Here is a 13459-nt window from a genome sequence, read left to right on the forward strand (position 1 = left end):
GCCGGCTATCGGCCGCCGCCGCGCTGCACCTGCCGCGACGGCCCGTCGCCCTCCGCTCCCGGCGCGGCTCCCAAGGCGGCGACCTCGCGCGCCAGCCGGTCACGATCCTCTCGTACGGCCGTGAGCCGGGCGCGCAGCCGGTCGGCGCGGCGGCGTGACAGGTGCGGCTCGGGCGTGGACTCGCCCCGCCACAGGCGCAGCGTCGCATCGGTGCCGCCGGTGGCCAGCAGGTGACCGTCGGGGTGGAAGGCCAGCGCGCGGACGGCGCCGCTGTGGGAGAGGGGCTCGCCGACCGGCCGGTGAGCGGACACATCCCACAGCCGCACGTCCCCGTCCTCCAGCCCGGCGGTGGCGAGCAGCCGGCCGTCGGGGTGGAAGGCCGGTTCGGAGACGAAGCCGATGTGTCCCATGAGCGGGGAGCAGACCGGTTCGCCCGTCATCACATCCCACAGCCGCACGGTCGCGTCGTTGCCGGTGGACACGAGCAGATGACCGTCCGGATGGAAGACCACCCCGGTGACCTCGCTCTTGTGCCCGACCAGAGGTCCGCCGACCGGTTCGCCGGTGATCACATCGAACAGCCGTACGGTCGCGTCGTTGCCCGCGGTCGCCAGCAGCCGGCCCTCCGGGTGGAAGGTCAGAGACCGGATGGCGAAGACCGGATGTCTGTGGCCCGTACGGACGTCGCCGGCGGGTCTGCCGGTGGTCACGTCCCACAGCCGCACGGTGTCGTCGCCTCCGCCGACGGCGATCAGTCGGCCGCCGGGGTGGAAAGCAACGGTCCGGTGGCCCGCGGAGTGGAGGGTCAGGGGGGCGCCGACCGGTTCGCCGGTGGTCACGTCCCACAGACGCAGCGCCGCGTCGCCCGCGGCCGCGAGAAGGTGTCCGTCCGGGTGGAAGGCCAGCTCGTGGACCCAGCCGTTGCGAGTGGTGAGGGGGTCGCCGAGAGGACTGCCGGTGGCCACGTCCCACAGTCGCACCGTCGCGTTCCTGCCCTCGGTGCGCGTGGCCAGGAGACGGCCGTCGGGATGGAACGCCACGCCGCCGATCGCTTCGGTATGAGGGAATGCGGTGCCGGTCGGCCGGTACGGCCCTCCGAGTCGCGCCGGGGCGCTCGTGCCCGCCGCCGCCGAGTCCGCTTCGTCGGCGGCGAGCCACAGGGCCTGGTACGCCTCCGGGTCGCCGTCCAGAGCCTCGACGACGAGTTCGAGCTGGCCGAGGCGCGGCAGCTTCCGGCAGTGAATCACCATGCCGACCGTGGTGTGGCTGAGCGCCTGGCCGGTCAGCCTGGCCAGCTCGCGGTAGCTGGGCCTGCCCCGGCGCCGGTACAGCTCCTGTAATCGGTCGCGCAGCGCGGCCAGCGCCTCCTCACCGGAGGTGGGTGACGAGTTCTCGGACATCGTGGACCGAGCATCCCAGACCATCGCACAACACACAGCGTTTAGCGTGACGCCACCGCCGCAGGACGTACGGCGCCTGTCAGGGGGCGTACGACTTCGTCCGGTGGTGTCAAAGATCGGCCGTAACCGTCAACGGGCCTCCGGCGTCTTTCACCCTGGGATCACCGCCGGATCACCGGCGGCCGGCTGTCGCCGCGCGGGCCCGCGGAATGACCGCCGGTCCCCGCGGCGCACGCCGCCTACCCGAAGGGATCCACCCATGACGATCCTGTCCCAGCTGACCGCCATCGGCGTCGCCGGCCTGTCGCTGCCGGCCGCTCTCACGGTGGTCTACCTGTTCTCCGCCGACTCCGCCCGCCGTGCCCGGGCCATGCGCGTGCTGCGACTGCTGCTGCGGCGCTGATGCCTCGGGCCGGATGGGGGAGGTCACGCGGGAGCGGCGAGCCAGGCGTCGATCTCGGCCAGGAGTTCCTTCCGGACCGGTTCGGGGGCGGCCGACGACCGGATGGACTGCCGGGCGAGCTCGGCGACCTCCGCGTCGGCGAAGCCGTACACCTCCCTGGCGAGCTCGTACTGCGGCAGCAGCCGGGCGCCGAACAGCAGCGGGTCGTCGGCGCCGAGCGCGATCGGCACTCCCGCCTCGAACAGCCGCCGCAGCGGCACGTCCTCGGGCCGCTCGGCGACCCCCAGCCCGACGTTCGACAGCGGGCACACCTCACAGGTGATCTGCCGGTCGGCCAGTCGTTCCATCAGCCGGGGCGACTCGGCCGCGCGCACCCCGTGCCCGATCCGGTCGGCGGCCAGCTCGTCGAGGCACTCGGCGACGCTCGCCGCCCCCAGCAGTTCGCCCCCGTGCGGTACGGCGAGCAGGCCCCCGCGCCTGGCGATGCGGAAGGCGTGCTCGAAGTCCCTGGCCCGGCCCCGCCGCTCGTCGTTGGACAGCCCGAAGCCCACCACGCCCCGGCCCTCGTACCGCACCGCGAGCCGGGCCAGCGTCCTGGCGTCGAGCATGTGCCGGGTGCGGTTGGCGGCCACGATCACCGCCATCCCGATCCCCGCCGCCCGCGCCGCCTTCTCCGTCGCGTCGAGCATCAGCTCCAGGGTCTCGGTCAGCCCGCCGAAACGCTGCGCGTACCCGGACGGGTCGACCTGGATCTCCAGCCAGCGTGAGCCTTCCCTGGCCTCGTCCTCGGCGGCCTCGCGCAGCAGCCGGTACACGTCCTCCGGGCGGCGCAGCACGGACCGCGCGATGTCGTACAGCCGCTGGAACCGGAACCAGCCCCGCTCGTCGGTCGCCCGCAGTTTCGGCGGCCAGTCCTGCACCAGCGCGTCGGGCAGGTGGACGCCTTGATCCCGGGCGAGCTCGATGAGCGTCGAGTGCCGCATCGAGCCGGTGAAGTGCAGGTGCAGGTGTGCCTTGGGGAGCGTTTCGAGTGGGCGTGCCATCTCCATATCCTGCCGTATCCGCTCTCAACCCGCCGCCGGGCTCGCGCGTTGTGGACGGGAGAAAGGGGAGCTCATGACCGATGAAGACGAGGCGGCCTTCGACGAGTTCCTGGCCGCGCGCAGCACCGCCCTCCTGCGCACCGCGATCCTCGTCTGCGGCGCCTCCGCCACCGACGCCGAGGACATGGTTCAGAGCGCGCTGGAGAAGGTCTACCGCCACTGGCCGCGCATCCGTCACGACAACCCGGAGGCGTACGCGCGGCGGGTCGTGGTGAACGGCGCGATCAGCAGGGCCAGGCGGCGCAGGGTGATCAAGGAGATCACCTTCGCCCAGCCGCCGGAGACGCCGGTGGAGTCGCCCGACCTCGGCCTGCGGGACGTGCTGGTCGCCGAACTCAGGAAACTGCCGGCCCGGATGCGGGCCGTACTGGTCCTCCGCTACTGGGAGGACCTGTCGGAGGCCGAGACCGCCGCGCTGCTCGGCTGCTCGGTCGGCACCGTCAAGAGCCAGGCCGCCCGCGGCCTCGCCCGCGTGCGGGCACGAATGGAGAACCTGGAAGGAGTGTCGGCATGAACGTCGAGGAGGCGCTGAGGGACGCGATGGCCGCGCGGGTCGCCGGTGTGCAAGCGCCGCCGTCCCTGGGCCAGTCGGTGCGGCGGCGCAGCCGCCGCACCGCCGTCCGGTTTCGTACGGCGGGAGCCGCCGTGCTCACCGCGGCGGTCGCGGTGGGGGTGCCCGTGGCGCTGACCGCCCAGCCCGGCACCGACCCGGTCGCCGGCGGCCTCGCCGGACCGGGGAGCGGGGCCGGTGCCGGCGTCACCTCTCAGGAGACGGCGACCCCGCCCGCGATCGGCTCCGGTGACACGGTCGCCGTACCCGAGGGCGTCGTCCCCGACGTGGTCGGCAAGAGCGCCGAGGACGTCATGACCCTCCTGGACGACGCCGGATACACGGTGCGGATGGTGAAGGTCGTCACCGGCGACGCCCCGGAGGGGACGGTCATCGCGCAGACGCCGTCCCCCGGGACGACCGCGCCCGCCGGGGCGGCGGTCACGATCACCGTTGCGACGACGGTCGTCTCGACGTCCGACACCGCGCCGGACGCGCAGACCTCGTGGACGCCGCAGGACCTCGGCGACCTCGGGGACGGCCGGACCCTCGGCGGCGTCCACGTCGGTTACCTGCCCAAGGACCTCGAATGGGGCAAGTGGTCCGGCAAGGACGGGTTCGGCACCGAGAGTTACACCACGAGCTGGGTGGAGCCGGGGCTTGAGCCCGGCGTGTACAGCGTCCAGATGATCGTCTACCGGAAGGCGGCGGCGAGCCTGTTCGCGAAGCGGCTGAGAGGCTACGCCGGGCAGGGCGCCAAGCCGGTCGACGTCGACGGAAAGAAGGCGTACCTGATCAGCCTGTCGGAGGGCGGCGACGAGATCAATGACGGGGGCACCCGGACGATCACGTGGACCCTCGCTCCCGGCGTCGGGATCGAGGTGATGATGAGCCCCGACTACGAGGCGAAGATCGGCCGGGCCGCGGCCGACCGGGAACTGCGGAAGATCGCCGCCGGCGTCGCTCTCGACCGCTGACACTCCGCCCCGCGACGCCTCCGGCCGGCTCTCCGAACCGGAGGCGTGGCCCACCCCCCGACTGGGTCATCGTCGCACCATGACGTGGGTCGAAGTTGTACTCAGAGCTGGGGGAGATTGGTACTGAGCACTGGGTCAAATTGGTAATGTGCCTGCGTGAGCCGTGATTCCTACATCCCGCGCATGGTGGATCCGATCATCGACGAACTCTTTCGGACGCTACCCGCGATCATGCTGGTCGGCCCGCGGGCCACGGGCAAGACCACCACGGCCGTCCGGCACGTCGAAACCGTGGTGCGGCTCGACCGGGACAGGGAGAACGCCGCCTTCCTCGCCGATCCGGATGCGGCCCTGGGACGGCTTGCGGAGCCGGTCCTGCTGGACGAGTGGCAGATCGTGCCGGACGTGCTCGGAGCGGTGAAGCGTGCGGTGGACGGCGACCACCGCCCGGGCCGATTCATCCTCACAGGCTCCGTATGGTCCGACTTCGGCGGCCGGACCTGGCCCGGCACGGGACGGGTGGTCCGCATCGACATGATGGGACTCGCGGTCAAGGAGCTTGAGCGCAACACGAGGAGACCCGCTTTCGCCGATCTGCTCGCGCAGGGACGGGTGCGGGAACTCGCCACACCGGCGCAGCCGCCCGATCTGGCCGACTATGTGGATCTGGCGTTGCGCAGCGGCTTCCCCGAGGCTCAGTGGATGCCGCCTTCGGTGCGGGCCCGGTGGCTGGACAGCTACATCGAGCAGACCTTGACGCGGGACATCGAGACACTCGACGGACGGCGCGACCCGGTCCGTCTCCGGGCTTACATGGAGGCGCTGGCTCTGAACACCGCCGGTGTGGTCACGGACAAGACGCTCTATGACGCGGCCGCCGTGAACGCCCGTACGGGAGAGGCGTATGAGCGCCTCCTCCGCGATCTCCTGGTCGCCGACAAGGTTCCCGCCTGGTTCAGCAATCGCCTGAAGCGGTTGATCCGCGGGTCCAAGCGCTATCTCGTCGACCCTGCACTGGTCGCGGCCCTGCTGCGGGTGGACGAACGAGCGATCCTCCGCGACGGCGATCTGCTCGGCCGGTTGCTCGACACCTTCGTGGTTCAGCAGCTGCGCGCGGAGGCGCCGGTCTGCGACAGCCGGCCCCGCATCTACCATCTGCGGCAGGACCAGGGACGGCACGAGGTCGACATCATCCTGGAGCTCGGCATGGGACGAGTGATCGGGATCGAGGTGAAGGCCGCCGCCGCTCCGCGGCACGACGACGCGAAGCACCTGCGGTGGTTGCGGGACGAACTGGGCGATCGCTTCGTGGCCGGTGTCGTGCTGCACACCGGTCCGCGTGTCATAGAGATGGACGAGAGAATCGTCGCGGCGCCCATCTGCGTCCTCTGGTCCTGAACGCGGCCACGGCGGTTCGACCGCAAGACGTTGTTTCACCTTGTCGCCGGCATGGCGAAGGCCCGGTCCCGCGTGGTGGGGGCCGGGCCTTCGTGCCGGATGGGCGAAGTGCTAGTGCGCCTCGGACAGCAGCTTGGCCAGCCGGCTGACGCCCTCGGCCAGGTCGTCGTCGCCCAGGGCGTAGGAGAGGCGGAAGTAGCCCGGGGTGCCGAAGGCCTCACCGGGCACCAGCGCGACCTCGGCCTCCTCCAGGATGAGCTCGGCCAGCTCGGCCGACGACGCCGGGCGCCTGCCGCGGATCTCCTTGCCGAGCAGCGCCTTCACCGACGGGTACGCGTAGAACGCGCCGAACGGCTCGGGGCAGACCACGCCGGGGATCTCGTTGAGCATCCGGACCATGGTCTGGCGGCGCCGGTCGAAGGCCGTGCGCATCTCGGCGACGGCCGACAGGTCGCCCGAGACCGCGGCGAGCGCGGCGGCCTGCGCGACGTTGGAGACGTTCGAGGTGGCGTGGGACTGCAGGTTGGTGGCCGCCTTGACCACGTCGGACGGGCCGATCAGCCAGCCCACCCGCCAGCCGGTCATCGCGTACGTCTTGGCCACGCCGTTCAGCACGACGACCCGGTCGCGCAGCTCCGGCACGGCGGTGGCGATGCTGGAGAACTCCGTCCCGCCGTAGACCAGGTGCTCGTAGATCTCGTCGGTGACGACCCACAGGCCCTTGTCCAGCGCCCAGCGGCCGATCTCCTCGACCTGGGCGGGGGAGTAGACGGCCCCCGTCGGGTTGGACGGCGACACGAACAGCAGCGCCTTCGTGCGGTCGGTCAGCTTCTCCTCGAACTGCTCGACCGAGGCGAGGTAGCCGGTCGTCTCGTCGGTGACCACGTCGACCTGGACGCCGCCCGCGAGCTTGATCGCCTCCGGGTACGTCGTCCAGTACGGCGCCACGACCAGCACCTCGTCACCGGGGTCGAGCAGGGTGGCGAACGCCTCGTAGACCGCCTGCTTGCCGCCGTTCGTCACCAGGACCTGGGCGGCCTCGACCCGGAACCCGCTGTCACGCAGCGTCTTGTCGGCGATCGCCTGCCGGAGCTCGGGCAGGCCCCCGGCGGGCGTGTACTTGTGGAACCTGGGGTTCCGGCACGCCTCGACGGCCGCCTCGACGATGTAGCCGGGAGTGGGGAAATCGGGCTCGCCGGCGCCGAAGCCGATGACCGGCCGACCGGCCGCCTTCATCGCCTTGGCCTTGGCGTCCACGGCCAGAGTCGCGGACTCGGAGATCGCGGATATGCGTGCGGAGATGCGAGGTCGGGTCATGCCTCCATCGTTCCAGACGCGCCGCGCGGTTTCGCATCCATATCCGGCCCGCGGGCGGGTCCGCACGGTAACTTTGGGTCCGAACCGGAGCGCTGCCGGGGCGTCTCCGGACGGCGTGCGAGCGTTCTGGTTCGACGGAGTGGTGATTCCCGCGTACACTTCACCGACTAGTGGGCCACGTGAGCAACGGACGGATGCGTCAACGCGTTTCTCGGGTATCGTGGTGCACGGCCTAGGGCACTAGCGCAATTGGTAGCGCACCGGTCTCCAAAACCGGCGGTTGGGGGTTCGAGTCCCTCGTGCCCTGCGGAGTGCGGTCCGCGCAACAATGGCGTGAAAGCGCGCCGCAAGCTGCGACGGACACGACGGATCAGGTGAGGACTGTGGCGATCGACACCCGCGGCGAGACCGCTGGAAAGCCCGGTAAGCCAACCGGCGAGAAGAAGGCAAGGCGTACCTCGCCCGCTCTGTTCTACCGGCAGGTCGTCGCCGAGTTGCGTAAGGTCATCTGGCCGAGGCGCACTGAGCTGATCTCTTACACGGTGGTCGTCCTGGTCTTCGTCGTGATTATGGTTGCGCTCGTTTTCGGGATCGACACCGTGCTGGGTAAGGCTGTGCTGTGGGTCTTCGGCGGATCCTGATCCGGCCCGAGACGTCGTAGCACGTCCACGACACCAAGCGAAGAAGGAAGAGTCCCGTGTCCGAGTCCCCGATGCCGGCCGACCGCTCCCATGACGAGCATGACGAGTGGGGCACCGAGCAGGACGAGGCCGTAGAAGAGGTCGAGGAGACCACGGCCGCCGACTCTGACGGCGGTGACGGCGGCGAAGACTCGGCCGAGGCCGCCGCGCAGGTCGACGAGGACGGCGACGTCCTCCCCGATGTCGACCCGGTCGAGGAGTTCAAGCGCCAGCTTCGCGGTCAGTTCGGCGAGTGGTACGTCATCCACTCCTACGCCGGTTACGAGAACCGCGTGAAGCAGAACATCGAGAGCCGTATCGGGTCCCTCAACATGGAGGACTTCATCTTCCAGGTCGAGGTGCCGACCCACACGATCACCGAGTTCAAGGGCGGCAAGAAGACTCCGATCAAGGAGCGGGTGCTTCCCGGCTACGTGCTGGTCCGGATGGAGCTGTCCGACGAGTCCTGGGCCGCCGTGCGCAACACGCCCGGTGTGACCGGCTTCGTCGGGCTGTCCAACAAGCCGAGCCCGCTGAACCTCGATGAGGTCGCCAAGCTGCTCGCCCCGGAGCCGTCCGAGGAAGTCAAGAAGGCCGCGGCCAAGACGACCACCGCGACCGTCGACTTCGAGGTCGGCGAGTCGGTCACCGTCATGGACGGGCCGTTCGCCACGCTGCCGGCCACGGTGAGCGAGATCAGTGCCGAGTCGCAGAAGCTCAAGGTCCTCGTCTCCATCTTCGGCCGGGAGACCCCGGTTGAGCTGTCGTTCAACCAGGTCTCGAAGATCTGACCGGCTCGCGTAGACTCGATAGCCGTCCTCACGCACGCCGTGTTCCGGCGTGCCGTGAGGCTTTTGTAGGACCAAGGACCCGGAGAAGGACTAATGCCTCCAAAGAAGAAAGTCGCGGCCCTGGTGAAGGTCCAGCTTCCCGCTGGCCAGGCCACCCCCGCGCCGCCGGTCGGTACCGCGCTCGGTCCGCACGGCGTCAACATCATGGACTTCGTCAAGCAGTACAACGCGGCGACGGAGTCCCAGCGGGGCAACATCATCCCCGTTGAGATCACCATCTTCGAAGACCGCAGCTTCACCTTCATCACGAAGACGCCGCCGGCGCCCGAGCTGATCAAGAAGGCCGCCGGTCTGCAGAAGGGCAGCGCGAACCCGCACAAGGACAAGGTGGGCAAGCTGACCCGCGAGCAGCTTCGCCAGATCGCCGAGACCAAGATGCAGGACCTCAACGCCAACGACGTCGAGGCCGCCGAGAAGATCATCGCCGGCACCGCCCGCTCCATGGGCATCACCATCGCCGACTGACTCTCACCGGCGAATTCGAACGCTGTGGGAGGGCCGATGCGCGGCCCGGACCACGATCTCCTTAGGAGTATGAAGTGAAGCGCAGCAAGAGCTGGAAGAACGCGGCGGCCGAGGTCGACCGCGCGGCCCTGTACGCCCCGCTGGACGGTGTGCGGCTGGCCAAGAAGACCGCGACCACGAAGTTCGACGCCACCGTCGAGGTGGCCCTGCGTCTGGGCGTCGACCCGCGCAAGGCCGACCAGATGGTCCGCGGCACCGTCAACCTCCCGCACGGCACCGGCAAGACCGCCCGGGTCCTGGTCTTCGCGACCGGTGACCGTGCCGAGGAGGCCCGCGCGGCGGGCGCCGACATCGTCGGCTCCGACGAGCTGATCGACGAGGTGTCGAAGGGCCGTCTGGACTTCGACGCCGTCGTCGCGACGCCGGACATGATGGGCAAGGTCGGCCGCCTGGGCCGCGTGCTCGGCCCCCGTGGCCTCATGCCGAACCCCAAGACCGGCACCGTGACGCCCGCCGTGGCCAAGGCCGTGACGGACATCAAGGGCGGCAAGATCGAGTTCCGCGTCGACCGGCACGCGAACCTGCACTTCATCATCGGCAAGGCGTCCTTCGACGACCGCCAGCTGGTGGAGAACTACGCCGCCGCGCTGGACGAGGTGCTTCGTCTCAAGCCGTCGGCCGCCAAGGGCCGCTACCTCAAGAAGGTCACCTTCACCACGTCCATGGGCCCCGGCATCCCGGTCGACCCGAACGTGACGCGGGCGATGACCGCCGAGATCGACGCCTGACCGTTCCACGACGGCCGGACAGGCCGCCGAGCCTGACAGAAGCCCCCGCCCGAGACATCGGGCGGGGGCTTCTGTCTGTCCATGCGCATGTGGAGGTTTTGTGCACATGTCATGAGGGTTGCGACAGGCGCGACGCACGGAGGGCGTTAGGCGAATAGGGTCAAGGGCAGGTAAAGGGGGAACCCAGAAAGGGATGGAAAAATGCGACGACTACTAGTGGCCGCGGGGGCGGTTGCCGCGATCACGGTCGCGGGATGCGGGACGACCGCGACTCCGTCTCTCGAGAACGTCACGCTCTCGGCGTCCGAGGTCCTGCAGCAGAGCGCGCAGAAGGCCGACGACGTCAACACGTACGCCGCGGATCTCGTGGTCAACGTCACCGACGCCAAGGGTGCCCAGGCGGGGGTCGTGCAGGGCACGATGCTCTACCAGAAGAGCCCGCAGGTCGCCACGGACATCAACCTGAGCCAGGTGTCGTTCAACGGCCAGAACCTGCCCGGCGGCGTGCGGGTCATCGTCGACGGCGAAGTGGCGTACGTCAAGGTCGACATGCTCAAGAACCTGCTGGGCGCCACCAAGCCGTGGATCAGGCTCGACCTGAAGCAGCTCGGCTCGCAGGCGGGCGTGGACGTCGACCAGTACCTCGCCCAGGCCCGGCAGTTCGACCTGAAGACCAGCACCGCGCTCCTCACGGCGTCCAAGGACGTCAAGTCGGTGGGCAGCGAGCAGGTCGGCGGAGTGGACACGACCCACTACGCGGGCACGTTCCCGGTGGACGAGGCGGTCAAGCAGCTGTCCGACGACCAGCGCTCGCAGCTGCGCGGCGAGCTGGCCGGCGCCAAGGACGTCAAGTTCGACGCGTGGATCGACGCCCAGGGCCTGCCGCGGAAGGTCGAGCTGAACGGCGGCAAGCCGGACGCCGGCGCGTTCAAGGCCACGGCGATGTTCAAGTCGTTCAACGAGCCGGTCTCCATCAAGGCGCCGGCGGCCGACCAGGTGGGCGAGCTGCCGCAGCGCGCCACCGCCGATTTGCCGTCCTGACGGTTGACAACGTAGTCTGTCTCCTGCCGAAGACCGCCGGTCGTCACCGGGCGTGCAGCCCGATGACTGAAGGATCCACGTGAGTGGACGGCCCGCGTAGGTGTGGAGACGCTTGAGGACGTATGACGTCTGCCCAAGCCCCGTGCGCCTGCGCCGGGGCTTGTCTGTTTTCCGAGGGCCTTCCGCCGGCGGCACATCTGGAAGGAGGCCCATGGCGAAGGCGGAGAAGAGCGTCGCGATCTCCGAGCTCAAGAGTGAGTTCGAAGGATCCAGCGCCGCCGTTCTGACCGAATACCGCGGTCTCACCGTCGCGCAGCTCAAGCAGCTGCGTGTTTCTCTCGGTGGGAATGCGAAGTTCGCCGTGGCGAAGAACACGCTGACCAAGATCGCGGCCAACAACGCCGGGATCACCGCTCTGGACGATCTGTTCCAGGGCCCGACCGCCATCGCGTTCGTCAAGGGCGACGTGGTGGAGGCGGCCAAGGGGCTGCGTGACTTCGCCAAGGCCAACCCCCTCCTGGTGATCAAGGGTGGCGTCGTCGACGGCAAGTCGATGACCCCCGACGAGATCACCAAGCTTGCCGACCTTGAGTCCCGTGAGGTGCTCCTCGCGAAGCTGGCCGGTGCGCTGAAGGCCAAGCAGTCCCAGGCTGCCGCCACCTTCGCCGCGCTGCCCACCACCATGGCTCGACTGGCCGAGGCTCTGCGCGCCAAGCGCGAAGAGGCCGGCGAGTAGGTCCGCGCAGCGGGCGGGGGAAGCGCGCACCGCGGTCCCCTTACACGTTTTCTGCTAGATCCACTGGAGGAACATCATGGCGAAGCTCAGCACCGACGAGCTGCTCGAGACCTTCAAGGAGATGACTCTCCTTGAGCTGTCCGACTTCGTGAAGGTCTTCGAGGAGACCTTCGACGTCAAGGCCGCCGCCCCGGTCGCCGTCGCCGCCGCCCCGGCCGCCGGTGGCGCCGGTGCCGCCGCCGAGGAGGCCGAGGAGCAGGACGAGTTCGACGTCATCCTCGAGGCCGCCGGCGACAAGAAGATCCAGGTCATCAAGGAGATCCGGGCCCTGACGAGCCTGGGCCTCAAGGAGGCCAAGGACCTCGTGGACGGCGCTCCGAAGCCCGTCTTCGACGGCAAGGTCAACAAGGAGCAGGCCGAGAAGGCGAAGGCCGCCCTGGAGGGCGCCGGCGCGACCGTCACGGTCAAGTAGTTCTCACGCTTCACCGAAGGGGCGGGTCCATCCAGGTGCCGGATGGGACCGCCCCTTTCGCGTGCCCGGACCCCTACGGAATCCAGACCCTATGGGCAGGGCGGGCCCGTTGATCTATGGTCGGGACGTAGGATCCGGCGCGACGTGATCAGGCCGAGACGGTCGGGTGCTGGGGGAGGTGGACGGGGATGCGGCGCGCGCTGACCGTCGGGCTCGTCCTCGTCGCGGTCGTGCTGGCCCTGGTGGTCCAGCGCCTCGCCGGGGCCCGTACGGAGGCCGAGGCGGCCGTGCAGGACCGGCAGATGGCGGTCCGGGCCGCCATGGCGCATGCCGTGAGCCTCATGACGATCGACCACCACCGCATCGACGACGACATCAAACGCGCGCTGGCCACCTCAACCGGCACGGAGAGGGCGCGCTACGCCGCGGGTCAGGCGGTCCTGAGGTCCGCCACGCTGAAGAACAAGGCCGTCCAGACGGGCGTCCTGCGGGCGTCCGCGCTCGCCTCCATCGCCGGAGACCGGCGTACGGCGCAGGTCCTCGTCGTCGCCGACGCGGTGATCCACTGGGAGGACGGCAGGAAGGCCGCCCCGGAGGAGCGCTTCTTCCGCTGGCGGATGGACGTGACCAAGGCGTCGGGTCTGTGGCTGGTCTCCCGGGCGGAGCTGGTGCAGTGAGGCGCCTGCTTCGGGCGCTGCCGGCGCTCGCCGCCGTGGGGCTGGCCGTCGCCGCCGTGTGGCTGCTGCTGGACCTGCGCCGTCTCCAGGCCGCCGACACGGCCGCCCGCGAGGCCCTCGCGGCAGCCCGGTCGTACGCCCCCGACATGCTGTCGTACGACTACCGTACGATCGACCGGGACATGGCGCGGGCGGGCGGCCACGCGACCGGGGAGCTGGCCGAGCACTACCGCACGCTCGCGGCGACGCTGGGCCCGGAGGCGCGGGAGCGGCGGACGGTCCAGCAGACCGTCGTGGCGGCCGCGGGCGTGGAGTCGGCGACGCCCGACGAGGTCCGCGTGCTGCTGTTCGTGAACATGGTCACGACACGGTCCGGCGGGGGCGAGGAAGAGCCGAAGCAGCAGGTCAGCCAGGGCAGGGCGCGTCTGGTGATGGTGACGCAGGGCGACGGCTGGCGGGCCTCCCGGCTGTCCACCCTGCTGGGGGACACGCCCGCCCCCTGAGCGCGTGGCTAAATTGTTAGCAAAGAAGGCGTTTGAGCCAGGGTTGTAGATGGGTATTCAAGGGCACGGCAGCGTAGACCCACGGTCAGCGTTGGGCC

General features: G+C 69.8%; 16 protein-coding genes and 1 tRNA gene. 14 read left to right on the forward strand and 3 right to left on the reverse strand.

Going from position 1 to position 13459, the window contains the following annotated elements; translation table 11 throughout:
• Positions 1-5: 5 nt before the first annotated feature.
• Positions 6-1400 (reverse strand): WD40 repeat domain-containing protein, encoded by a 1395-nt coding sequence (locus HHX40_RS05050; RefSeq protein WP_182879622.1) that lies wholly within the window; start codon positions 1398-1400, stop codon positions 6-8.
• Between the two features lie 259 nt (positions 1401-1659).
• On the opposite strand from HHX40_RS05050, the gene HHX40_RS05055 reads away from it, so the two are divergent.
• Positions 1660-1803, forward strand: a complete 144-nt coding sequence (locus tag HHX40_RS05055; protein WP_167521441.1) for a hypothetical protein — start codon at positions 1660-1662, stop codon at positions 1801-1803.
• A 23-nt stretch (positions 1804-1826) separates the two neighbouring features.
• On the opposite strand, the gene HHX40_RS05060 is transcribed toward HHX40_RS05055, so the two are convergent.
• The gene (locus HHX40_RS05060; RefSeq protein WP_182874093.1) at positions 1827-2846 is read right to left on the reverse strand and encodes an adenosine deaminase; all 1020 of its coding nucleotides are present in this window, start codon (positions 2844-2846) and stop codon (positions 1827-1829) included.
• A gap of 73 nt (positions 2847-2919) precedes the next feature.
• Here HHX40_RS05060 and HHX40_RS05065 point away from each other — a divergent pair, with 73 nt between their 5' ends.
• The 3 genes from HHX40_RS05065 (at position 2920) to HHX40_RS05075 (ending at position 5831) form a co-directional block, all read left to right on the forward strand.
• Entirely contained in the window at positions 2920-3420 is a 501-nt protein-coding gene (locus HHX40_RS05065) for a SigE family RNA polymerase sigma factor (RefSeq protein ID WP_111699927.1), read from the forward strand.
• Entirely contained in the window at positions 3417-4433 is a 1017-nt protein-coding gene (locus tag HHX40_RS05070) for a PASTA domain-containing protein (protein WP_182879623.1), read from the forward strand. Before HHX40_RS05065 ends, HHX40_RS05070 begins: the two co-directional genes overlap by 4 nt.
• A gap of 156 nt (positions 4434-4589) precedes the next feature.
• Complete coding sequence (locus HHX40_RS05075) at positions 4590-5831, forward strand: ATP-binding protein (RefSeq protein ID WP_220498727.1); 1242 nt, start codon at positions 4590-4592, stop codon at positions 5829-5831.
• A gap of 111 nt (positions 5832-5942) precedes the next feature.
• On the opposite strand, the gene HHX40_RS05080 is transcribed toward HHX40_RS05075, so the two are convergent.
• The gene (locus HHX40_RS05080; RefSeq protein ID WP_111699924.1) at positions 5943-7148 is read right to left on the reverse strand and encodes a pyridoxal phosphate-dependent aminotransferase; all 1206 of its coding nucleotides are present in this window, start codon (positions 7146-7148) and stop codon (positions 5943-5945) included.
• 234 nt (positions 7149-7382) lie between these two features.
• Between HHX40_RS05080 and HHX40_RS05085 the strand changes: the two genes are divergently transcribed.
• The 10 genes from HHX40_RS05085 to HHX40_RS05130 all read left to right on the forward strand — a co-directional run bounded on the left by HHX40_RS05085 (position 7383) and on the right by HHX40_RS05130 (position 13361).
• A tRNA-Trp gene (locus HHX40_RS05085) sits at positions 7383-7455 on the forward strand.
• Positions 7456-7531: 76 nt separating this feature from the next.
• Complete coding sequence (gene secE, locus HHX40_RS05090) at positions 7532-7789, forward strand: preprotein translocase subunit SecE (RefSeq protein WP_111699923.1); 258 nt, start codon at positions 7532-7534, stop codon at positions 7787-7789.
• Positions 7790-7845: 56 nt separating this feature from the next.
• Positions 7846-8619 (forward strand): transcription termination/antitermination protein NusG, encoded by a 774-nt coding sequence (gene nusG, locus HHX40_RS05095; RefSeq protein WP_111699922.1) that lies wholly within the window; start codon positions 7846-7848, stop codon positions 8617-8619.
• 93 nt (positions 8620-8712) lie between these two features.
• On the forward strand, positions 8713-9144 hold the full coding sequence (gene rplK / locus HHX40_RS05100) for a 50S ribosomal protein L11 (protein ID WP_182879624.1): 432 nt from the start codon (positions 8713-8715) through the stop codon (positions 9142-9144).
• A 74-nt stretch (positions 9145-9218) separates the two neighbouring features.
• A complete protein-coding gene (gene rplA / locus HHX40_RS05105) occupies positions 9219-9932 on the forward strand; it encodes a 50S ribosomal protein L1 (protein WP_111699920.1) in 714 nt (237 codons plus the stop codon).
• A 201-nt stretch (positions 9933-10133) separates the two neighbouring features.
• Complete coding sequence (locus HHX40_RS05110) at positions 10134-10973, forward strand: LppX_LprAFG lipoprotein (protein ID WP_182874090.1); 840 nt, start codon at positions 10134-10136, stop codon at positions 10971-10973.
• A 211-nt stretch (positions 10974-11184) separates the two neighbouring features.
• Positions 11185-11709 (forward strand): 50S ribosomal protein L10, encoded by a 525-nt coding sequence (gene rplJ, locus HHX40_RS05115; protein ID WP_111699918.1) that lies wholly within the window; start codon positions 11185-11187, stop codon positions 11707-11709.
• Positions 11710-11785: 76 nt separating this feature from the next.
• Positions 11786-12181: a 50S ribosomal protein L7/L12 gene (rplL, locus tag HHX40_RS05120; RefSeq protein WP_111699917.1), complete on the forward strand. Its 396-nt coding sequence runs from the start codon at positions 11786-11788 to the stop codon at positions 12179-12181.
• Between the two features lie 188 nt (positions 12182-12369).
• Positions 12370-12858, forward strand: a complete 489-nt coding sequence (locus HHX40_RS05125) for a hypothetical protein (protein WP_182879625.1) — start codon at positions 12370-12372, stop codon at positions 12856-12858.
• Positions 12855-13361, forward strand: a complete 507-nt coding sequence (locus tag HHX40_RS05130; RefSeq protein ID WP_310737948.1) for a hypothetical protein — start codon at positions 12855-12857, stop codon at positions 13359-13361. The genes HHX40_RS05125 and HHX40_RS05130 overlap by 4 nt, the downstream gene beginning before the upstream one ends.
• The last annotated feature ends 98 nt before the right edge of the window (positions 13362-13459 follow it).

This window comes from Microbispora sp. H10949 (genome assembly GCF_014161435.1).
GTDB lineage: Bacteria > Actinomycetota > Actinomycetes > Streptosporangiales > Streptosporangiaceae > Microbispora > Microbispora triticiradicis.

Coding starts and splice junctions, on each gene's coding strand:
- HHX40_RS05065 (WP_111699927.1), top strand. CDS start 2,920: ATGACCGATGAAGACGAGGCGGCCTTCGACGAGTTCCTGGCCGCGCGC.
- HHX40_RS05125 (WP_182879625.1), top strand. CDS start 12,370: ATGCGGCGCGCGCTGACCGTCGGGCTCGTCCTCGTCGCGGTCGTGCTG.
- HHX40_RS05110 (WP_182874090.1), top strand. CDS start 10,134: ATGCGACGACTACTAGTGGCCGCGGGGGCGGTTGCCGCGATCACGGTC.
- HHX40_RS05055 (WP_167521441.1), top strand. CDS start 1,660: ATGACGATCCTGTCCCAGCTGACCGCCATCGGCGTCGCCGGCCTGTCG.
- HHX40_RS05050 (WP_182879622.1), bottom strand. CDS start 1,400: ATGTCCGAGAACTCGTCACCCACCTCCGGTGAGGAGGCGCTGGCCGCG.
- rplJ (WP_111699918.1), top strand. CDS start 11,185: ATGGCGAAGGCGGAGAAGAGCGTCGCGATCTCCGAGCTCAAGAGTGAG.
- HHX40_RS05080 (WP_111699924.1), bottom strand. CDS start 7,148: ATGACCCGACCTCGCATCTCCGCACGCATATCCGCGATCTCCGAGTCC.
- HHX40_RS05060 (WP_182874093.1), bottom strand. CDS start 2,846: ATGGCACGCCCACTCGAAACGCTCCCCAAGGCACACCTGCACCTGCAC.
- rplL (WP_111699917.1), top strand. CDS start 11,786: ATGGCGAAGCTCAGCACCGACGAGCTGCTCGAGACCTTCAAGGAGATG.
- HHX40_RS05070 (WP_182879623.1), top strand. CDS start 3,417: ATGAACGTCGAGGAGGCGCTGAGGGACGCGATGGCCGCGCGGGTCGCC.
- rplK (WP_182879624.1), top strand. CDS start 8,713: ATGCCTCCAAAGAAGAAAGTCGCGGCCCTGGTGAAGGTCCAGCTTCCC.